Below are 20,619 nucleotides of genomic sequence, written 5' to 3'. Positions count from 1 at the left end.
AAAAAGGGAAAGCGGGCGCGAAACCGAAGTCCCGCGCCCGCAGATAAAATCAGTCAGCAGCCGAAAGGTTCACGGCGCTTTCCTTGCCGTTACGTCCCTGCTCGACTTCGTAGTTGAGCCGCTGTTCCTTATCCAGCGTCTGCATACCGGCGGCCTGCACGGCCGAGATATGCACGAAGCTGTCATTGGAACCGTCATCGGGCTGGATGAAACCATAGCCCTTGTCGGCGTTGAAGAATTTTACGGTGCCTGTCTTAGACATAGAGAGTTCCTTTCGAGAACGTAGGTTGCCCGCACGCAAGATTGCGTGGGGGTCGTCGCGTCAAATCGTTCGAAGAAAGGAAGTCGTCGTCTGGTTTACGCCGGGGCTATTACAGCAAGCGGCGGTCGGCAAATTTCGAAGTCCGTCGCAAATTCCGACGTCAGCAGAGGCTATATAGGGGCACTTGCGCGAAATAGCGAGGATTCATTGTTCAAGCGGGTCTGCCCCGCTGCTCCAGCACAAGTCGGCTGGGAGTTAGGCGCAGATTATCTTCGCACTCGTCGCCCCGGACCTGATCCGGGGCCCCGATACTTTCTGGCGATGGCACTACTTAAGCATCACCATCGAACGTCGCGTTAAAGACCGCCACTGAGAAACCCTTGCACATGACTTCTTCAAGCGCAGCCTTGTCTGCTCCGGCAAGAAACGTTGGGCCGTTTGTCGAAACAGCTCTCCGAAATCTCCATGGGCCAAATTGGGCGGGCAAATTGGCGCCGCGCTCGTCATCGGAATATGCCATAGCTCCGCCTGTTCCGGCGAACATATAGATGGTTTGGGGTTGGTTTTTGTCCCGCATGAGCAGTTCCTCGGTCCGTTTTATGTGCGATCAGCTACCACGACGTCGCCCTTTGCTCACAGTCGCCAAACTCACCCCCCAGATCGCCAGCCACGCCGCCGCGAAGCCCGGGATGATCTCGTACACCCCCGTCGCTTCGCCCAGCCCGCTGGCGATCCACACCATCACCACCGCAGCGCCGGTCACCAGTCCGGCAACCGCGCCCGCGCCGGTCATCCGCTTCCATGTCAGCGACAGGATAATCAGCGGCCCGAACGCCGCGCCGAAGCCTGCCCAGGCGTTCGAAACCAGCGCCAGCACGCCGCTGTCGGAATCGCTGGCAATTACGATGGCGGCGATCGCCACCAGCACGGTGCTGATGCGCCCGACATTCACCGCCTCGCGCTCGCTCGCGTCCTTCTTCAGGAACAGGCGGTAGAAATCCTCGGTCAGCGAGCTGGAGGCGACCAGCAATTGCGAGGAAATCGTGCTCATGATCGCCGCCAGCAAAGCGGCAAGCAGGAAGCCCGTCACCAGCGGGTGGAACAGCGTATTGGCGAGAAGGATGAAGATCGTCTCCGGGTCTTCCAGCATGACCGACGGATTGCGCTCGACATAGGCGCGGCCCGCAAGGCCGATGCCGATGGCCCCCACCAGCGCCACGCCCATCCATGTCATCGCGATATTGCGCGCCATCGGCACGCCGCCCTCGCGCACCGCCATAAAGCGCACGATGATATGCGGCTGGCCGAAATAGCCGAGCCCCCATGTCACTGCCGAAAGGAAGCCGATAAAGGTCAGCCCGCCGAACAGGCCGAGGAATTCAGGGTCAACGCCCGCCAAGGTCTCGCGCATCTGCGACACGCCGCCGCCGCCATCGCCGTAAAGGATGACCAGCGGCATCACCACCAGCGCGGTCACCATGATGATGCCTTGCACGAAATCGGTGAGGCTCACCGCCAGAAAGCCGCCCACGGCGGTATAGGCGAGCACCACCAATGCGGTGAGCAGCACGCCTGCCATATAGGGGCTCATCCCCATGATCGTGCCGTCGATAAAGGTGCTTTCGAACAGCTTGCCGCCCGCCACCAGGCTGGCGGCGGAATAGACCGCGAAGAACACCACGATAATGATCGCGGAGACGACGCGCAGCATCGTCGCCTTGTCGGGAAAGCGGTTGGCGAGGAATTGCGGAATAGTCAGCGCGTTGCCGTACTCTACCGTCTGTTGGCGCAGACGCGGGGCGACCACCCACCAGTTCACCAGCGCACCGGCAAACAGGCCGATGCCGATCCACGCCTCCACCAGCCCGCTGGCATAGAGCGCGCCCGGAAGGCCGAGCAGCAGCCAGCCCGACATATCGCTCGCGCCCGCTGACAAAGCAGCCACCGCCGGATGCAGATTGCGCCCGCCGAGCAGATAGCCCTCGCTATTGTCGGTCGAGCGTTTCCACGCAAACAGGCCGATGGCGAGCATCAGGACGAAATAGAGGGCGAGCGCGATGATCGTGGGTGTCTGCATAGCCCCAAGCATAACGATGCGCGCGGTGCTGGCTAGGGGGCGGAGGGTTTTTGCAAGGGGATTGCGCGGCAGAGACGGTGCGGAAACTTACGCAAAGCCGCGCCGCCTCGCGCGAAAAATCCTTTCCTACAGCCAATCCAACATGGTGGAGCATGGCCATGGAAAAAAGCCTTTGCAGACAGAGCCCTTTTTGTCCCCTGGACTGTGTAACAGGTGTAACAGGTTCGGCAGCGCCCCACGCTTTCGCAGTTGCAGCAAGGGCGCTCGCTGTGTGATAGGGTGAACCATGCACCACGCCGAAATCTCCCCCCTGATGTCCGATGCGCTGGTGATCCTTGGCGCGGCGGGGATCGTCATCCCGCTCTTCGCGCGTTTCCGCGTCACCCCCATCATCGGCTTCATCCTGATCGGCGTGCTGGTCGGCCCCTTCGGCCTCGGGCGGATGACGTTCGAGTATGAATGGCTCTCCTACGTCACCATCACCGATCCCGAACGCCTCGCACCCTTCGCCGAATTCGGCATCATCCTGCTGCTGTTCGCCATCGGGCTGGAGCTGAGCTTCAACCGTCTGTGGCAATTGCGGCGACTGGTGTTCGGGCTGGGCGCGCTGGAGCTGATCGTGATCGGCCTGCTGCTCGCCGCCGCGCTTTCCATGATGGGGCAGTATTGGACGGGCGCGCTGGCGCTCGGCCTCGCCCTCGCCTTCAGTTCGACCGCATTGGTGTTGCCGATTGCGGGCACCAATTCGCCGGTGGGCCGCGCCTCGCTCTCCATGCTGCTGTTCGAGGACATCATGATCGTCCCGATCATCTTCCTCCTCGGCGCTTTGGCTCCCACGGCAGGCGATGGCGGCTGGGCCGGACTTGTCGACGTGCTGTGGAAAGGCGCGCTGGTGATCGCGGTGATGATGATCGCGGGCCGCTTCCTCTTGCCAAGACTCTTCGCACAGGCCGCGCGCACCAAATCGCCCGAACTGTTCCTTGCCGCCAGCCTGCTGGTGGTGATCGGCGCGAGCCTTGCCACCGCATTGGTCGGCCTCTCGCCCATTGTCGGCGCGCTGATCGCCGGATTGCTGATTGCCGAGACCGAGTATCACACCGAAGTCGAAGGGATCATGGAGCCGTTCAAGGGCCTCGCGCTGGGTGTCTTCCTCATCACCGTGGGCATGGGCATCGACCTCACCACGATCTGGGACAATCTCGGCGCGATTGCCGCCGCCGTGGTCGGCGTGCTGGTGCTGAAGGCCGTTGTCACCGGCGTGCTCTTGCGCCTGATGGGCGCACGAAGCGCCACCGCGACCGAGACGGGCATTCTGATGGCGAGCCCTTCGGAAACCTCGCTGATCGTGCTTTCTGCCGCCTCCTCCGCGCTGCTCATCCAGCCTGGCACCGCTGCCTTCTGGCAGATCGTGATCGCCATCGGGCTGACCGTCACTCCGCTGCTCGCCATGCTCGGCAAGCGGGTGGCGCGCTCGGTCGATCCCGCGCCCTCGCTCGAACAGTTGGACGATGATGCCGAAACGCCGCGCGTGGTGATCGTCGGGCTTGGACGTGTCGGGCGGCTGGTGGCGCAAATGCTGCAGCGGCACGAGCAAGCCTATGTCGCCATCGATTCCGATCCCGATCTCGTCGAGCAGGCGCGGCGCGATGGCTATTACGTGATCTTCGGCAATGCGCTGCGCGAAGATGCGCTCGACAAGCTGGGTATCGCGAGGGCTCCGGCGGTAATCCTGACGATGGACGAACACATCCTCGCCCAGCGCATGGTGCGCAAACTGCGCGCCGCGCATCCCGCATTGCCGATCATCGCCCGCGCGCGCGACAGCTTCCACGCGGCCGAGCTGTATCGCAGCGGTGCGAGCACAGCGGTGCCCGAAACGCTCGAAAGTTCGCTGCAACTGTCCGAAGCGGCGCTGGTCGATATCGGCGTGCCGATGGGGCCGGTGATCGCCAGCATCCACGAAAAGCGGGACGAATTCCGCGCGCGCATCCAGAAAGAGGGCGCGCTGGAGCACAAGCCGAAGCTGCGCACGAGCACGGCAGAGGGTTGAGAAATCTCGGATACTTGCAGGGTCTGGCCCGTTGATACGGGTGAAGGAGACCCTAAATGAGTGACGAAAAAGACCCTGCCAAGCCGACTTCCAACAAAGAGAGGTTCAAGCCGAAGAACGTCGCGGTTGATGAAGATCATGGCCGTGAAACGCGCAATATGAAAGACGTGCCGCGTGGCAGCGAAGGCGACCGCCGCCGCAATGCATCAGTGCGGCATAGCGACCAGGGCTAGGCGAACTGGGTTAAGCCGAAACGCTAACCAAAGTCTCGCGGATCGCCGCGATGGCCTGATCGGCCTGCTCGCCATCGGGGCCGCCGCCTTGCGCCATGTCGGGCCGTCCGCCGCCGCCCTTGCCGCCCACGGCCGCCACGCCCGCGCGCACCAGATCAACCGCGCTGATGCTGCCGGTCAAATCGTCGGACACGCCAACGCCGACCGTCGCCTTGCCGTCATTCACCGCGATGATCGCGGCAACGCCCGATCCCATGCGCTTCTTCGCCTCGTCGAGCAGGCCGCGCAGTTCCTTGGGGTCCATCCCGTCGAGCACCTGCCCGCTGAACGCGATACCGCCAACATCCTCGTCCGCCGCCGCTGCTGCGCCGCCGCCGCCCAATGCCAGCGCCTTCTTCGCCTCGGCCAGCTCGCGTTCGAGCCGCTTGCGCTCGTCCACCAGCGCCGCGACCCGTTCCTCGACCTCGTCGGGCGAGGTCTTGAGCGTCGCGGCGACCGATTTGAGCGATTCCTCGCGGCCCACCACCCATTTGCGCGCGGCTTCTCCAGTCAGCGCCTCGATACGGCGCACGCCGGAGGAGACGGCGCTTTCGGAAACGATACGGAACAGCGCGATATCACCCGTGGCGCGGACATGGGTGCCGCCGCACAGCTCGACCGAGTAATTGCGCCCTCCGTCACCGCGACGGCCCATCGAGAGCACGCGCACTTCCTCGCCATATTTCTCGCCGAACAGCGCCAGCGCGCCGGCTTCGACAGCATCGTCGGGACTCATCAGCCGGGTGATGACTTCCTCATTGCTGCGGATCTCAGCGTTCACCTCGGCTTCGATCGCCGCGATGTCTTCTGCGCTTAGCGGCTTGGGATGCGAGAAATCGAAGCGCAGCCGCTCGCGCGCGACGAGCGAACCCTTCTGCGTCACATGGTCGCCCAGCTGATTGCGCAGCGCTGCGTGCACCAGATGGGTGGCGGAGTGGTTGGCGCGGATTTCATCACGGCGCACGGCGTCGATCGCCAGATGGACGGTATCGCCCACCGCGATCTTGCCGCTGGTGATCGTGCCGTGATGCGCGTGGAGGCGGCCCAGTGGCTTGGACGTATCCGAGACCGCAATCTCGAGCCGGTGATCGCCCGAAATCGTGCCGCTATCGCCCATCTGCCCGCCGCTTTCGCCGTAGAAGGGCGTCTGGTTGGTGAGCACAGTCACTTCTTGCCCGCTATCGGCGGATTGTACTTCCTTGCCGTCCACCACCAATGCGACAACGCGGCCCTCGCCTTCGCTGGCGCTGTAGCCAGTGAACTCGGTCGCGCCTTCGCGTTCGGCTATGTCGAACCACAATTCGCCATCGGCTGCCGCGCCGGAGCCTTTCCATGCCGCGCGCGCAGCCGCCTTCTGCTGCGCCATGGCCGCGTCGAAGCCGTCCTTGTCCACCCCGATATTGCGGGCGCGCAGGGCGTCCTCGGTCAGATCGTAAGGGAAGCCATAGGTGTCATAGAGTTTGAATGCGGTTTCGCCGGGGAGCTGGTCGCCCTCGCCCAGCCCGGCGCTTTCCTCGTCGAGCAGGCGCAGGCCCTTTTCGAGCGTCTGGCGGAAGCGCGTTTCCTCGCGTTCGAGCACTTCGGTAATCAACGGCTGCGCGCGCCCGAGGTCAGGATAAGCCTGGCCCATCTCGCCCACCAAAGTGGGCACAAGGCGGTGCATCAGCGGCTTTTCCGCGCCCAGCAGATGCGCGTGACGCATGGCGCGGCGCATGATCCGCCGCAGCACATAGCCGCGCCCTTCGTTCGAAGGCAGCACGCCATCGGCGATTAGGAAGCTGGTCGAGCGCAGATGGTCAGCGATCACGCGATGGCTCGCGATCGTGTCTTCGCTCGCCTTGGCCTTGAGCAGATCCTGACTCGAATCGATGATTGTGGCGAAAGTGTCGGTCTCGAACACATTGTGCACGCCTTGCATGACCGTCGCCATACGTTCGAGGCCCATGCCGGTATCAATGCTGGGGCGCGGGAGATTGCCGACAATCTCGTCGGCTTCCTGCACGTGCTGCATGAAGACGAGATTCCAGATTTCGACAAAGCGGTCGCCATCTTCGTCGGGCGAACCAGGAGGGCCGCCGGCGATATCGGGGCCGTGATCCCAGAAGATCTCGGAGCACGGGCCGCAGGGGCCATCCGATCCCATCGCCCAGAAATTGTCTTTGGTGGGAATGCGGATAATGCGGTCTTCCGGGAGTCCGGCGATCTTCCGCCACAGGTCAAACGCCTCGTCATCGGTGTGATAGACGGTGACGCTCAGCCGATCTTTGGCGAGGCCCAGTTCCTTGGTGACCATGCCCCAGGCGAGATCGATCGCACGTTCCTTGAAATAGTCGCCAAAGCTGAAATTGCCGAGCATTTCGAAGAAGGTGAGGTGGCGCGCGGTGTAGCCGACATTGTCGAGATCATTGTGCTTGCCACCGGCGCGCACGCATTTCTGGCTGCTGGTCGCGCGCGGCGCAGGCGGCGTTTCGACACCGGTGAACACGTTCTTGAACGGCACCATGCCCGCATTGACGAACATGAGGCTCGGATCATTATACGGCACAAGCGGTGCGGACGGCACGGCAAGGTGATCGGCGGACGCGAAATAGTCGAGAAACACGCGGCGGATATCATTAGTCGAATTCATGCGAGCCGAGTTAGGCGCAAGAGCGCGTGGCGACAAGCCGAATGCGCGCATTACTGTATGCGGATTGTGCGATTGACGACCTATCCTTTGCGGGCGGTTACGATCCACATGGCAGCGGGAAGCGAAACGATGCCGCCAAAGCTGTGGCGCGAGAGCATGTCTCGCAGCCGCGTAACGAAGCGGTCGCGCGCTTCGGGATCGAGTTCGGATGCGGCGCGGGCTGCGGGGCCGATGCGCAGGAAGTAGCCGATGGCATCCTCAACAGGGTCTTCTCCAGCACCGGCGATCATCGGGAGGTCGAGCGGCTTGGCGGCGATGTCGGCCCAGCCCGCTTGGGTGAGGATGCGCTGCACCCGCTCGACATCGGCAAAGGCGAATGGGCCGGGCGCATTAGGCGGGCCGGGATCGGGCGCTTGTGGCAGAAGGCGGGTGACTTCGGTGAAGAAGGGATTGAGTACGCGGTCGCGGAAGCAGGAGAAGAGCAGACCTGCACCCTCTTCGGCCTGCGTGGCGAGATGCGCGAAAGCGGCCACCGGATCATCGAAGAACATCACGCCATGGCGCGAGATGAGGAGATCGGGGCGCTTGTCTGCCGGAGCGGTCCACTGCGCGGCATCACCCGTTTCGAAGCCGATATTGGTCAGATGGTTGGCGCGGCTGTTAGCGACGTCAATCAGCTGGGCAGAGATGTCGATGCCGGTGACCGACACCTCAGGCCGGCCGCGGGCAATCGCCAATGAAAGCTCGCCCGCTCCGCATCCGATATCGAGCACCTGCTTGAAACGGAACTGGCGGGTCGCGGCGAGAAGGTGTTCGGTCAGCAGCGAGAAGCTGCGGTCGGTGCGCCGCCATTCCGCCGCCCAGCTTTCGCCTGTGCGGCCCTGCCACTCGCTTGCATCGGTCATGTGCGTCCCTCACTCCTCCGGCAGGGCGTTAGAGCGCTTCGCTCCCGCTGGGAAGCACCAACGCGAAGAAGCCGGCTCCGGTGGACGATACGCCACCTTTGCCGGCTCCGGTTTCGCAAGGCCGGGTCTAACCTGTTACACCTGTTACAGTGTCCAGGGGGAAGAACCTTCCCGCCCGCCTTCTTGAGGATCAGTCTTCGGAGTCCGCGTCCGGCCCCGCCATCATCTCCCCGGCGACCTCGTCGGTTTTACCGCGGATCGCGGTTTCCAACTTGGCGCAAACTTCAGGATTTTCCTTGAGGAAAGTCTTCGCATTCTCGCGGCCCTGGCCGATGCGGATGCTATCATAACTGAACCACGAGCCCGACTTTTCAACGAGGCCGGCCTTCACCCCGAGATCGAGAATCTCGCCGATCTTCGAAATGCCTTCGCCATACATGATGTCAAACTCGACCTGCTTGAACGGCGGGGCGACCTTGTTCTTGACCACCTTCACGCGGGTGGTGTTGCCGATAATATCGTCCCGGTCCTTGATCTGGCCAGTGCGACGGATATCGAGTCGAACCGAGGCGTAGAATTTCAGCGCATTGCCGCCGGTCGTGGTTTCGGGATTGCCGTACATCACGCCGATCTTCATGCGCAGCTGGTTGATGAAGATCACCATGCACTTCGAACGGTTGATCGAGCCGGTGAGCTTGCGCAGCGATTGCGACATCAGGCGCGCCTGCAGGCCCACATGGCTGTCCCCCATTTCGCCTTCGATTTCGGCGCGCGGCACCAGTGCGGCGACCGAATCGACCACCAGCACATCCACCGCGTTCGAACGCACCAGCGTGTCGGTGATTTCCAATGCCTGCTCTCCGGTGTCGGGCTGCGAGACGATCAGCTCGTCAATATCCACGCCCAGCTTCTTGGCGTAGACCGGATCGAGCGCGTGTTCGGCATCGACAAAGGCTGCGGTGCCGCCCGCCTTCTGCGCTTCGGCAATCACGTGCAGCGCCAAAGTCGTCTTGCCCGAGCTTTCCGGCCCGTACACTTCGATCACGCGGCCTTTGGGCAGGCCGCCGATTCCGAGCGCGATGTCCAGCCCCAGCGAGCCGGTGGAGATTGCCTCCACATTCATCGCTTCCTTGCTGCCCAGCTTCATTGCCGAGCCCTTGCCGAATGCGCGGTCGATTTGCGCGAGTGCGGCTTCGAGCGCCTTTTGACGGTCCACGTTGGATTCCTTTTCAACCAGCTTCAGGTTTGCACTCGCCATGACACGGCCTCCGACAGTTCGCTAGGGCCCATCCCCCGCTTTCAACACTGACGCTTGTACCGCGTTTGTTCCATGAGAACAAGTGTGGAACAGAAATTTTGTTGGATTGGCGGAAATCCGCGCATCTGCGCCTATTGCGTGGCGCTTGTCACGGTCCATTCGAGCGTTCGCTCGCCGTTCGCCGGAACGCGCAGCGTGGTAATTCGCTGGCCGTTGCGCAGGCGCGTACGGGTGCCGGCAATGCGCCACTGGGTGCTCGTGCCCATCTCGACGCGGACATCAACCGGATCGGGATTGGCGTTGCTAAGCGTCATTAGCATCGCGAAACTGCCGTCTGCGCGTTGTTGCGGCGCACAGGTCCCGAACACCTGGCTGCTGGTGCCCAGCGCGATCTCGACATCCTGCCCGCGCGCGTAATCGCGCAACCGGTCCTGCGCGACGAGAAAATCGCCCAATGCCGTCTGCTCGAACACAGCGATGGTGCCCGATGGCATCGCCACGCCCAGTCCGGCGTCTTCCTCGTTCACTGTTTCGAGGATCATGCCGACGGGCGCGTTTTCGTAAGCGTAATAGGGCGCGCATTGCATTTCGTAGACGATCTCGCCCTCGATATCGTCCTCGCGCAGGAACGCGACCTGCTTCAGGCTTTGTGCATTGACGTCCATCGGCACGGGCACGCGGTAAAGCTTGAGATCGCCCAGATTCTCCTCTGCCGCCAGCACCGGCGCGGGTGCTCCGGGCGCGGGTGGAGGCGGCGGAGGCGGCGGTATTGCCGCCATGCGGGCGCCCGTCACCGTGATCATGTCCGCCTCGGCATAGCTCTCTTCGAAATAGTCATCATACACCGGCACCGGGGAGCCCGCCGCCGTGCTGCCCTGCGGCCAGCATTGCAACCGCAACGGTTCGGCATCGGGCGGATCGGCCAGCCCGGCAAAATTGCTCACGATATTCAGCGTACCTGCCACCGCCATCAGCTCGGCATTTTCGAAGCTCTGGCCATTATCGTTGAGAATGGTGAGCCAGCTCACCAGATCGAAGCGGATATTGTCCGCCTCGCGCCCTTCATGCACGGTGGCGACATAGTCGGCCTGCCAGTCGAAACCCCATGAGAGATAGGTGAGCGTCACGGTGTAGGTGCCACCCGCATCGCTCGCCGTGTCGATGGTGAAGACGGGCTGTGCGGAAAGGCCAGCGGGGATGCCGTCAAAGCTCAGCCGCTCGGGCAGGCCGGAGCAGCGCACGGCTTCGTAACCGTCGCCGGTTTGCAGCACGAGGCCGCCATCGGCTCTGGTGCGGACAATCGCCTGCTCGCTTTCCTCCGCGCCGGTCGCCAGATTGGTGCGGGTGATGGTGACGCGGTTGCCCAGCGTTCCGTCCACCAATGCGGCAGGGCTGAGCAGATCGGCATTGCGATTCTTCTCGATCGTGCCGCCGGGCAGGCCGGTGACGATGGCAGAGACCGCGATCATGCCTTCGGACACGCCGTCAAACCGGATGGTCGAACGGCCCGGTGGCAGCGTGACGGTGCGCGTCTCGCTAATCATCGCAATGCCTTGCGGCCAATTGCGGTTGAGCTCTTCCCACTCCGCGCGGTTGGGGTCGCGATAGACGGTGACCGCAAGCGCTTCGGGCGCGGAGGCGGTGACGGTCTGGCGGTCTTGCGCGGTGGCGGGGGTAGACACCAACGTTGCAATCATCGTCATTGCGAGGAGCCGAAGGCGACGTGGCAATCCAGTCCGAACGCTCGCGCCTTTGCACAGGCGCCGGAACTGGATTGCTTCGCTCCGCTCGCAATGACGGGGTCGGAGGAAAAGGCGCACCGCGCTGCCCCCTTAGAACCGCGTCTCGTATGTCACGCGCACCACGCGTTCGCTGTTGGCGGGGATCGTTACCTGATAGCGGCGGGTATCGAAATTGACCTGTTCGCCGGGGAGATCCTCGCTGGTCACGCGGAAATCGCGGCCCCACCAATATTGCGCCAGCCCGCTTTGCGTCAGTTCCACCGTCACCGGCTCCGGCTTCGCATTGGTGAAGGTGTAACGCATCGTCGTGCGGTAATAGGTGAGCGCGCGCTCTTCGGTGATTTCGCGCACGACTTCGCCGTCCTCGATCACGCGGTAGCGCGCGCTGCGTTCATACTCCTCGCCAGTGATGCGCTGGCGGCTTTCCACTTCGGCCTGCATGAACACATCGAAGGCATCGCCGGTCACCAGGCTGAGCGTGCTGCCCATCGGAGTGTGGCCGATGTAGTTTTCGCCGATGAATTGCGGGCTGCCCTGCGAATCGTTCTGGTAGAAGCGCACCGTGCCGGCGGGCAGAGCATCGCCCAGCCCGCCTTCGCTGCTCGAACTGAAGCTGATGGCGCTCGCGGCAGGGCGGAAATCGGAATCGTTCTGCAGCCAGCCCGATCCGATCGAATAAACGCGGGCGGCGGGCACGCCCTGCACATCGAGGAAGCTCACCTGCTTGGTCTGCGCATTGGCGATCGTGGTACGGCCCTCGATCGGGTAGAGGTAGAAATCGCCCAGCCGCTCGCGGTCGGCAGTCTGCGTGCCGGGGCGCACCATATCGCCGCGCGGACGTCCGCCGCCCTGGTAACCACCGCTTCCGGCGCTGCCCGCAACCAGCAGCGTTTCGGCATTGTGGAAGGTCGTGCCGGTATTGTTGGTGAGCGTTACCCAGCCTTGCATATCGGCCGTGCCGTTGGCTTCATCGTACAGCGCGACATAATCGCTCGTCCAGCCGAGGCCGGGGGTGAGGTAGCGGATCGAAGCCTCGCGCGTGCCCGACTGGCTGCTGTTGAGCGTGACCGAGAGCGTAGGCCGCGCGCGCAGGTTAGGCGGCACTTCGTCAAACACCACGCGCACGGGCAGGCCATCGTCGCGCAGCACTTCGATCCGGTCGCCAATGCGGATGACCACGCCGCCTGCGACCGAGAGGATTTCCGCGCGCTCGGTGGTTTCGACGCCGGTGGCGGGGTTGGTGCGGATCAGCGTAACCGTTTCGCCCACCGCCTTCTCCATCAGCTTTTGCGGGGTGAGCAGGTCGAAATCGAAATTCTGTTCGACAATCGCAGTGCCTTCCGCGTTGAAGCTGAGGGTCTGCGGGCGGATTTGCGCGGAGACATCGGGAAACTCGATGCGCGAGGTGCCGCGCGGGATATTGAGCATCCGCACATCCTGCACCAGCGCCTGCCCGTTCTGGTAAATCGTGACCGCGACATCGCCCTGCGCGCTATCGGCCGGGTCTGGTGCAGACTGGGCAGCGGCTGGCACGGCGAGAGCGAGCGCGCTGGCGGCGAGCAGAGTGGCAGCAAAACGAATGGTCATGAAAGTCCCTCCCCGAATATCGGCTGGCACAGAGTTCGGCTTTGCGCGCTGTATGCTGCCTGAATATGCGCCTGATAGCAGGCTTTTGCGCGGATCAAGCGCCCAATTCGCTGGAGCTCAACGAAAAAGGGCGCTCCGCATCGGAACGCCCTCTTTCGTTTGGCCTGAACGCCGATCAGGGGCGCGAGGGGTATATCCCGCTCAGAACCACGCAATAGGTCAGCACAAGGCTCGGCTGGATATTGTTTGCGCCCTGTCCGCCACCAACCGTGTCCGACTGGATAGCATCGGCTGCCATCGTGTCGCCGGTCGGGTTTGTCCCTTCCTCGAACACATTGCTCGCCGAGCGTGCAACGTAGGAATTGATCGGGTTGCGGCTGCTGGCGTCAATCCGGCTCACCCGCATTTGTGGCGAGTGGATATGCGAAGGCAGATTGGCCGTGCTCAGGAAAGTCTGTTCGGTGCCAAACCGTTCGCCCAATTGCACGGGCGTTAGACCCGGACCAAAACCGGTATGCATCGGCAGGCGGCCGCGCATATCAGGCAGGCCGAATGTCGTCCGTCCATCCCCGCCATACGCCGTGCCGTACAGCGAGAACAGCGCAGTATAAGTGGAGATAGCCAGAAGCTGGCCATCAGCCGAAGTCGTGCTGCGCGGGCAGAAATTATATCCGGCGGGGAAAATCTCCCCGATATAGCGATCCTGTGCCTGCACCGGTGCGGAAACGCTCAGCGCGCTTGCTGCCATAGCGCTTGCGGCGAGAAGTGCTGTCAGTTTGCTCATTGAAAATCCCCCAAAATCATCTCTCGCGGCGCATCAGCTGCGCGACGGGAATATGCCCTGCGTGACGATGCAATAATTGATCACCAGCGTCGGCATCATATTGGTGACGGGCTGCCCGCCCCCGACAATGTTCGACTGGATAGCATCGGCGGCCATGAGATCACCGGTCGGCTCGGTCGTCTCTTCAAAGACATTGTTGGCCGAACGCGCGAAGAAACCGTTGATCGGATTGCGCGAATTCGCGTTGACCCGGCTCACCGCCACGCGGGGATTATGACTGTGCGCGGGCATATTGGCGACGGTGAACGTCGTCGTTTCAGCGCCGAGACTTTGGCCAAGACTGCGGAAAGACAAACCAGCACCCTGCCCCTCTCCCATTGGCGAGCGGCTGCGCAGATCGGGCAGCGCAAAGGTCGTGCGTCCATCACCTCCGAAGGTGGTGCCGAGCAAGGAGAACAGTGCCGAGTTGGAGCTGATCGCCAGGATCTGCCCGTCGAGCCGCGCGGAAAAACGCGGGCACCAGTCGAACGCTACCGGAAAAATCTCGCCGATATATTTTTCCTGCGCCTGTGCCGGAGCACTGACAGCAAAGGACGAAGCGGCAATTGCGGTTGCAGCGAATAGAGCTTTCATTTTCATAGTCTTCCCCCCAATCAGCTGCGCGACGGAAAAATGCCGTACAGCACAATGCAGTAACGATTGACCTGCACCGGCTGGCTGTTGGCGACCGGAATGTTCGACCCTACAGGGTTCGACACAATCGCATTGGGCGACATCAGATCGCCGGTCGGCTCGGTCGTCTCTTCGAACACATTGTCTGTGGCGCGCGACATATAAGCGTTGATCGGGTTGCGCGTCGAGGCATTCACCCGGCTCACCCGCATCCGCGGATTGTGGCTGTGCGCGGGCATATTGTTGATGGTCAGCGCATACTGCTCCGATCCGAAGCGCTGTCCTATAACGCGGTTCGTGAGGCCTGGCCCCTGGCCTTGATGCATGGGCACGCGGCTTCGCATATCGGGCAGGCCGAAGGTCGTGCGCCCGTCGCCGCCATAGGTCGTGCCGATCAGCGAGAACAGCGCGGTATTGGAACTGATCGCCATCAATTGCCCGTCGAGCGAGGCGGTTTCCTGTGGGCAGAACGTGTAGCCCGTCTGCATGATCTCGCCGACATATCGCTCTTGCGCCTGTACCGGCGCCGCCGCCAGGCCCAACGCCATGACAGACGCCGGCAAGGCGAATTTCAAAGATTCACGGAATGACCCCATGGCCCCCTCCCACATTATTCTGGCGCGCTGCATACCCCCGCAGGCGCTTAGCCAAGTTGCAGCTCTAGCAAACACGAAACGAAATTGCGAACGCTTTCCCAATTTTTCCCGGCATCGCGGCGCTGCAGCCGCTCCCGCGCGAGCTAGCTGTTGCCGCCCTTTTGCAGCACGTCGCCAACCTTCTCGCCGATCTGCTGCACGCTGAAGGGTTTGGGAATGAAGTACATATTGTCGATATCGATCTGGCTGCGCAGCTGCTCCTCGGCATAGCCGGACATGAAGACAATCGGCAGTCGCGGGCGCAGTTTGCGCACTTCGCGCGCCATCGCCGGGCCATCCATGCTGGGCATCACCACATCGCTGACGATCAGATCGAAACGGTCGGGATCGGCAGCGAAGGCTTCGAGTCCCTCATCCCCGTCGCTGGCCGTGACGATGGTGTAGCCCTGCCGCGCCAGCGCCCGTTCGGCAACCGCGCGCACCATATCCTCATCCTCGACCAGCAGGATCGTCCCGCCGCCCGACCATTCGCGCACAGTTTCCTCTTCGTCGACCTTCTTCAGGTCATCCTCGGTCAGTTCATGCACCGGCAGATAGATGGTGAAACGCGCCCCCTTCACCTTGCCATCCTGCCCCTTGGCATTGCTGGCGAAGATGAAGCCACCCGACTGCTTGACGATGCCGTAGACGGTAGAGAGGCCCAGACCGGTGCCCTTGCCCTGCTCTTTCGTCGTGAAGAAGGGTTCGAACAGCTTGCCGATAATCGCCTGCGGAATGCCGCCGCCCGTATCTTCGGCAATCAGCACAGTGTAATCGCCCGCTGGGATAATCTCGCTGCCCATGCGGCGGATATCCTTCGCCTCGACCCGGCGGGTCGCAAAGGTCAGCGTGCCTGCCGCGCTTTCACCGCCGCCGCTCGACTGGATGGCATCGCGCGCATTGACCGCGAGATTGATGATGACCTGCTCCAACTGGCGCGGATCGGCGCGGACATGGCCGAGATTGCGATCATGCCGGACGGTGAGCGTGATTTTGGCACCCAGCAACCGCTTCAACAGCTGGCTGACTTCGGACAATATATCGGGCAGCTGGATGATTTCGGGCTGCAAGGTCTGCTGCCGACTGAAGGCGAGCAATTGCCGTGTCAGGCTGGCGGCGCGGTTCGAATTGGCCTTGATCTGCTGGATATCGTCATAATCGCTATCGCCGGGCGTGTGGCGCAGCAGCATCAGGTCGCAATAGCCGATGATGGCGGTGAGCACGTTGTTGAAATCATGCGCCACACCGCCTGCCAACTGGCCGACAGCCTGCATCTTGGTCGCCTGCGCCACCTGCCGCTTGAGCCGCGCTTCCTCGGAGGTGTCAGCAAGGCTGAGCAGCACCGCCGCTTCGCCCAGCCCGCGCACGCCGGCAAGGCCGAGGCTAACCGGATCGTCCGGCTCGTGCCGCAGCCGCACAGCGATATCGCCCGAACTGGCTGGCCCCTTGCCAAAGCGGCGCACCGCGTCGGACATGGCGGTCTTGTCGCGCGCCACCACCAGATCGCTGGGGTAAGGCGGCAATTCGTCGCCATCCAGCCCCGCCGCACGGCGGAATGCCGGATTGGCGAAGAGGAAATGCCCGTCGCGGTCGGTTGCGGCGAGGCCCAGCGGGAGCTGTTCGAGCAGCGCCTGCAATTGTCCTGCTTGCCCCTGCGGCTCATTGCCGCCCCAGCCGCCAAGGCCGATACCGGCATCGATCAGCAGCATCAGCGAAGGCGCTTCGGCAGCGGCCTTGCCCGGCACCCGCTCGCGCGCGGCCTTTTCCGGATCGGCCAGCGGCACCTGCACCAGCGTTTGCGGCGAGCCCTTCTTGCCTTCGCGGGTGAAATAGATCCGCTCGCGTTCGTCCGAGCGCAGCAATTGCACGAATTCCTGGCCCGACATCCGCGCCGTCTCGTCTCCGAAAGCGCGGCGGGCGAGCGCGGGATTGCCTGCCTTGATAACGCCATCGGGCGCGACCACCGCGGCTGCGATACCCGCAGCACCCAGCATCCGACCCAAAAGCCCGCCGATCTGCGTGCTGATGGCGGCAAAGGGATCCTCCCGCACAACAGGCGCAATACGCCAGATCAGGTAATCCTCCGCCCGTCCGGCGCGCGTGGCCTCCGCTGTCCAGCTCGTGTCCTCGTCAGCAATGGTGACCGCTTCGCCCTTGCCATCGCGCCACGCCGCCCGCGCCAACCGCGTCAGTTTTTCGGCGCTTGTTCCGTCCACCGGCAGGCTGGGCGGGCCGTTGCGCGACCCGAACCACAATTCGAACGCGGCATTGGCGCAGACGAGGCGATTGGCGCGGTCAGTAATCGCAATGGCAAGATCGGGCCGCTCGATCGCGGCGACCGTTACCGACCAGTCGGGCAGGTCGCTAAATGTTTCCCCCTGCGCCTGTGCAGGCATTCGTCCGGCAACGAAAGCGACCAGCCCCAGCACCACCAGCCCGCCGGTAAAAGCGAGCGTCACCGTCGCGCTTTCTGCCGCGTAGTGGATAAGCGCAACGCTGGCGAGCACAGCCGCGGCAACGGCCAACCCGTCAACCAGTCGCCGCGATTCTTGCAAATTGGCCAGATTCATTCGGCGGGGTGTAACAGCTTCCTGGCAGCGGGTCGCCTGCTCCAGCGGCGGGCGACGACAAACCTCCACAGGAAACTTGTGAGCAGATAGCCGATAGCCGCGGTGACCACCGACAACACGACAAAGCCGAACGCGGTGACACCGGCGGTTTGCAACCACCAGCCGAACTCGGCCCACCAGCCCTGCTCCAGCGCCGCCTTGGCGCTGCCCATCGTGGCAGGATCAATCTTGAGGGTGAACTGGCCAACCTTGTTCGCCACCACCAGCCAGAAGGGCAAGGTGAAGGGGTTGGTGACGAAAGTGATCAGCGCTGCGGTCGGCACATTCGCGCGCGCGGGCAGCGCGAGAAACGCCGCAAGGAAAATCTGCCCCAGCGGAATGATGAACCCGGCGAACAGCCCCAGCGCGACGCCGCGCGGCACCGAACGGCGGTTGAACCGCCACAATTCGCTGCGGCCAAAACGGTGGGCAATAGGCGCAAGATATTTGTTGCGGGCCATCTCGTCCCGCTCGGGCATTTTCGGCAAGCGCGCCGAAAGCCAGTTTTTCGCCCTGTTGATCATATAATGCGCGCGGCTCTTACACCTTTGGTGCCTATCCGATAGATGGGAATAGACGAGCGGATAACAATGCGAGCTTAACGGAGCGGGAAAAAGTTCGACCTATGTCGAAATACCCGGTCGGCAGCGCGTCCCTTCAGCCCTTGTCGCGCATCAACCGCGCCTTGTCGCGTTGCCAGTCGCGATCCTTGATCGTCGCGCGCTTGTCATGCGTCTGCTTGCCTTTGGCCAGCGCCAGCTCCACTTTCGCCCGGCCCCGCCCGTTAAAATAGATGCTGAGCGGTACCAGCGTCATCCCCTTGCGCTCCACCGCGCCGAGCAGCTTGTCGATCTCGCGGGTGTGGAGCAGCAATTTGCGCGGGCGCTTGGGTTCGTGATTGTTGCGGTTGCCGTGGCTGAATTCAGGAATTGTGGCGTTGACCAGCCACACGCCGCCATCCTTCACCTCGGCATAGCTTTCCGCAATAGAACCTTCACCGCCGCGCAGGCTCTTCACCTCGGTGCCCTGCAGCGCCAGACCCGCCTCGAACGTATCCTCGATATGGTAATTGAACCGCGCCTTGCGGTTTTCGGCGACGACCTTTTGCTTGTCGAAAGTTGCGGGTTTGGGGCGAGCCATAAGGTGGCGGCATGTAGGCGCGCGAAGCCGCTATGCCAAGGCGCAACTCTTACCGCACCACGACCGAGCCGTTCATGCCGAGGATCGAATGCCCGGTATGCGTGCAATCGACATCGTATCCGCCCGCCGCCGGGATCAGCCGCAGCTCGACCACGTCCCCGCCCGCCACCTCGATCAGCCCGTCGCGCACCAGATCGGCGCTGGCGGCATCCATCTGCGCGGCGGCGAAGAAGCCCGGCGCGGAGAAATTGTGCCCGCCATCGGAGACATTGTTGAACACCAGCACCACCGGCCTGCCCGCCGCGAGGGTAAGCGTGCGCGGCTCGAAATCGAAATTGTCGAGCCGCACCTCGACCCGCTGTGCCTCGGCGAAATTGGTCGATGCAGGCGCGATGCGCGGGGTGATAATTTGCGGAATGGCGCACGCCGTCAGCGCGAGCGTGGCGGCGAGGATGGGGAGTTTTCTCATGGCGACCTCTTTTGACACGTCATTGCGAGGAGCCGCAGGCGACGCGGCAATCCAGATAGCACGGGACTGGATTGCTTCATGTAGTTTATCGTGAGCGACTGCTGCAAGCAGGCAGTCGAAGGGCTCGCAATAACGGGGTTCACGTTGTGATGCCTTGCCTGCTTTCCGGGCGTGGATTTGGGCCAAAGCGATTGGGCCCGTCCGTTGGCGGCGTTATTGTGATCGCATACAGTGCAACAATCACCAGTAGTGCGATAGTGATCTCGGCAGGTTCCGGGAAAGACCCTTTGGGTATGAGGAAGGGCGGCAATGGGGCCAGCACCCAAAGCCCACTCGCGTTGAAATCGTGGAGCCTTCGAACCAGCCAGGCAAACGCGGGAATGCTTACGATCAAAGCGGCGGGGTTGCCGTTGCCAATGTTCGTAAACTCAACTTCGCCGATAAATGGAACCAGCTCCAGCACTTGAGCAAGAATTGGCACCATAATTATCATATAAATTGCACCGCCCGTACGCCTCGACCGCCCTCGCAATACGAACGTCTTGGCGAGAACGTCCATGAGGGAATGCAGTCCAGTTTCGCGCTTTGATTGCATCACCCAATCCCCGCGCTCTCCATCGCCGCATCCACCGCTGCCTTTGCCGCGTCCGAACATCCGACAATCGGCAGGCGGACATCGGGTGCGAACCAGTCGAACAGCTTGCTCAGCGCATATTTTGCAGGTGCAGGCGAGGCATCGGCGAACATCGCCTTGTGCAGCGGGTAGAGCCGCTCGTTCAGCTCTCGCGCGGTCGCGTAGTCACCGCTCGCCGCCGCCGCGTGGAAGTCCGCGCACAGCTTTGGCGCGACATTGGCGGTCACCGAGATGCAGCCGACCTGTCCCAACGCGTATCCCGCCAGAACCAGCGGATCATCGCCCGACAATTGGCAGAACTCCGGCCCCGCCCCCATGCGCTGCGTCACCACGCGAGAGAGGTCACCGCTCGCATCCTTCAGCGCGATAATCTTGTCGGGAAAGCGCCGGTGCAGCTCCACCACCGTTTCGGGCAGGATATCGGTCACCGTGCGACCCGGCACATTATACAGCACAATCGGCAGGTCGGTGCGCTCCGCCAGATAGCTGAAATGCGCGAGCAGCCCCGCCTGGCTCGGGCGGTTGTAATAGGGCGCGACCAGCAGCAGCGCGTCGGCCCCGGCAATGTGCGCTTCCTTCATATGCCACAGCGCGGTCTGCGTGTCGTTGGAGCCAGCCCCCGCGATCACTTTGACGCGGCCCGCGGCCTGTTCGGCGCAGATGGCTATGGTCTTGTGATGCTCGTCATTATCCAGCGTCGCGCTTTCGCCCGTTGTCCCGCAGGGCACCAGCGCGGAGGAGCCGTTTTCGATCTGCCAGTCGATAAATTTGCGATAGGCGTCTTCATCCACCTGTCCAACCCTGAAGGGGGTGGCGAGCGCCGGTATCGATCCTGAAAACATTCGTGGAGCCTTTCACGATTGCCGCCGTTACACCGGCAACATAATCCATTCA

General features: G+C 62.8%; 19 protein-coding genes. 2 read left to right on the top strand and 17 right to left on the bottom strand.

The genetic code is table 11. The features are described from left to right. Nucleotides 1-49: 49 nt before the first annotated feature. The 3 genes from ACS0VV_RS04265 to putP form a co-directional block, all read right to left on the bottom strand. The gene (locus ACS0VV_RS04265) at nucleotides 50-262 is read right to left on the bottom strand and encodes a cold-shock protein (protein ID WP_483531488.1); all 213 of its coding nucleotides are present in this window, start codon (nucleotides 260-262) and stop codon (nucleotides 50-52) included. Nucleotides 263-593: 331 nt separating this feature from the next. After that, on the bottom strand, nucleotides 594-839 hold the full coding sequence (locus ACS0VV_RS04260) for a hypothetical protein (RefSeq protein WP_483531487.1): 246 nt from the start codon (nucleotides 837-839) through the stop codon (nucleotides 594-596). 30 nt (nucleotides 840-869) lie between these two features. Next, entirely contained in the window at nucleotides 870-2,339 is a 1,470-nt protein-coding gene (gene putP / locus ACS0VV_RS04255) for a sodium/proline symporter PutP (RefSeq protein WP_483531486.1), read from the bottom strand. Between the two features lie 286 nt (nucleotides 2,340-2,625). Here putP and ACS0VV_RS04250 point away from each other — a divergent pair, with 286 nt between their 5' ends. Together ACS0VV_RS04250 and ACS0VV_RS04245 are read left to right on the top strand one after the other, a co-directional pair. Continuing rightward, entirely contained in the window at nucleotides 2,626-4,389 is a 1,764-nt protein-coding gene (locus ACS0VV_RS04250; protein WP_483531485.1) for a cation:proton antiporter domain-containing protein, read from the top strand. 56 nt (nucleotides 4,390-4,445) lie between these two features. Next, on the top strand, nucleotides 4,446-4,622 hold the full coding sequence (locus ACS0VV_RS04245) for a hypothetical protein (protein WP_483531484.1): 177 nt from the start codon (nucleotides 4,446-4,448) through the stop codon (nucleotides 4,620-4,622). 10 nt (nucleotides 4,623-4,632) lie between these two features. Here ACS0VV_RS04245 and alaS read toward each other — a convergent pair whose 3' ends face one another. The 14 genes from alaS to dapA all read right to left on the bottom strand — a co-directional run bounded on the left by alaS (nucleotide 4,633) and on the right by dapA (nucleotide 20,567). Continuing rightward, nucleotides 4,633-7,290 (bottom strand): alanine--tRNA ligase, encoded by a 2,658-nt coding sequence (gene alaS / locus ACS0VV_RS04240; RefSeq protein ID WP_483531483.1) that lies wholly within the window; start codon nucleotides 7,288-7,290, stop codon nucleotides 4,633-4,635. A gap of 80 nt (nucleotides 7,291-7,370) precedes the next feature. After that, a complete protein-coding gene (locus ACS0VV_RS04235; RefSeq protein ID WP_483531482.1) occupies nucleotides 7,371-8,195 on the bottom strand; it encodes a class I SAM-dependent methyltransferase in 825 nt (274 codons plus the stop codon). Between the two features lie 190 nt (nucleotides 8,196-8,385). Continuing rightward, entirely contained in the window at nucleotides 8,386-9,453 is a 1,068-nt protein-coding gene (gene recA, locus ACS0VV_RS04230; RefSeq protein ID WP_483531481.1) for a recombinase RecA, read from the bottom strand. A 131-nt stretch (nucleotides 9,454-9,584) separates the two neighbouring features. Further along, the gene (locus ACS0VV_RS04225) at nucleotides 9,585-11,156 is read right to left on the bottom strand and encodes a DUF4139 domain-containing protein (protein WP_483531480.1); all 1,572 of its coding nucleotides are present in this window, start codon (nucleotides 11,154-11,156) and stop codon (nucleotides 9,585-9,587) included. 129 nt (nucleotides 11,157-11,285) lie between these two features. Further along, a complete protein-coding gene (locus tag ACS0VV_RS04220; protein ID WP_483531479.1) occupies nucleotides 11,286-12,782 on the bottom strand; it encodes a DUF4139 domain-containing protein in 1,497 nt (498 codons plus the stop codon). A 175-nt stretch (nucleotides 12,783-12,957) separates the two neighbouring features. Continuing rightward, entirely contained in the window at nucleotides 12,958-13,566 is a 609-nt protein-coding gene (locus ACS0VV_RS04215; RefSeq protein ID WP_483531478.1) for a phage tail protein, read from the bottom strand. A gap of 33 nt (nucleotides 13,567-13,599) precedes the next feature. Further along, the gene (locus ACS0VV_RS04210; RefSeq protein WP_483531477.1) at nucleotides 13,600-14,199 is read right to left on the bottom strand and encodes a phage tail protein; all 600 of its coding nucleotides are present in this window, start codon (nucleotides 14,197-14,199) and stop codon (nucleotides 13,600-13,602) included. Between the two features lie 20 nt (nucleotides 14,200-14,219). After that, nucleotides 14,220-14,786 carry a phage tail protein gene (locus tag ACS0VV_RS04205; RefSeq protein ID WP_483531476.1) on the bottom strand — a complete coding sequence of 189 codons (567 nt, stop codon included), beginning with the start codon at nucleotides 14,784-14,786 and terminating at the stop codon, nucleotides 14,220-14,222. A gap of 191 nt (nucleotides 14,787-14,977) precedes the next feature. Further along, nucleotides 14,978-17,443, bottom strand: coding sequence for a hybrid sensor histidine kinase/response regulator (locus ACS0VV_RS04200; protein WP_483531475.1), 2,466 nt, complete (start codon nucleotides 17,441-17,443; stop codon nucleotides 14,978-14,980). Continuing rightward, nucleotides 17,440-17,943, bottom strand: coding sequence for a DUF2062 domain-containing protein (locus tag ACS0VV_RS04195; protein WP_483531474.1), 504 nt, complete (start codon nucleotides 17,941-17,943; stop codon nucleotides 17,440-17,442). Before ACS0VV_RS04195 ends, ACS0VV_RS04200 begins: the two co-directional genes overlap by 4 nt. Before the next feature lie 196 nt (nucleotides 17,944-18,139). Further along, nucleotides 18,140-18,622: an SsrA-binding protein SmpB gene (smpB, locus tag ACS0VV_RS04190; RefSeq protein ID WP_483531473.1), complete on the bottom strand. Its 483-nt coding sequence runs from the start codon at nucleotides 18,620-18,622 to the stop codon at nucleotides 18,140-18,142. Between the two features lie 49 nt (nucleotides 18,623-18,671). Further along, nucleotides 18,672-19,091: a plastocyanin/azurin family copper-binding protein gene (locus ACS0VV_RS04185; protein WP_483531472.1), complete on the bottom strand. Its 420-nt coding sequence runs from the start codon at nucleotides 19,089-19,091 to the stop codon at nucleotides 18,672-18,674. Between the two features lie 139 nt (nucleotides 19,092-19,230). Then, nucleotides 19,231-19,650, bottom strand: coding sequence for a DUF805 domain-containing protein (locus ACS0VV_RS04180; RefSeq protein ID WP_483531471.1), 420 nt, complete (start codon nucleotides 19,648-19,650; stop codon nucleotides 19,231-19,233). A 35-nt stretch (nucleotides 19,651-19,685) separates the two neighbouring features. Then, complete coding sequence (gene dapA, locus ACS0VV_RS04175) at nucleotides 19,686-20,567, bottom strand: 4-hydroxy-tetrahydrodipicolinate synthase (protein ID WP_483531470.1); 882 nt, start codon at nucleotides 20,565-20,567, stop codon at nucleotides 19,686-19,688. Between the last annotated feature and the right edge of the window lie 52 nt (nucleotides 20,568-20,619).

It is taken from the genome of Aurantiacibacter sp. KMU-128, from assembly GCF_056933515.1.
The sequence above is the reverse complement of the archived record's forward strand: the minus strand, read 5'-3'. Positions and strand labels throughout refer to the sequence as shown.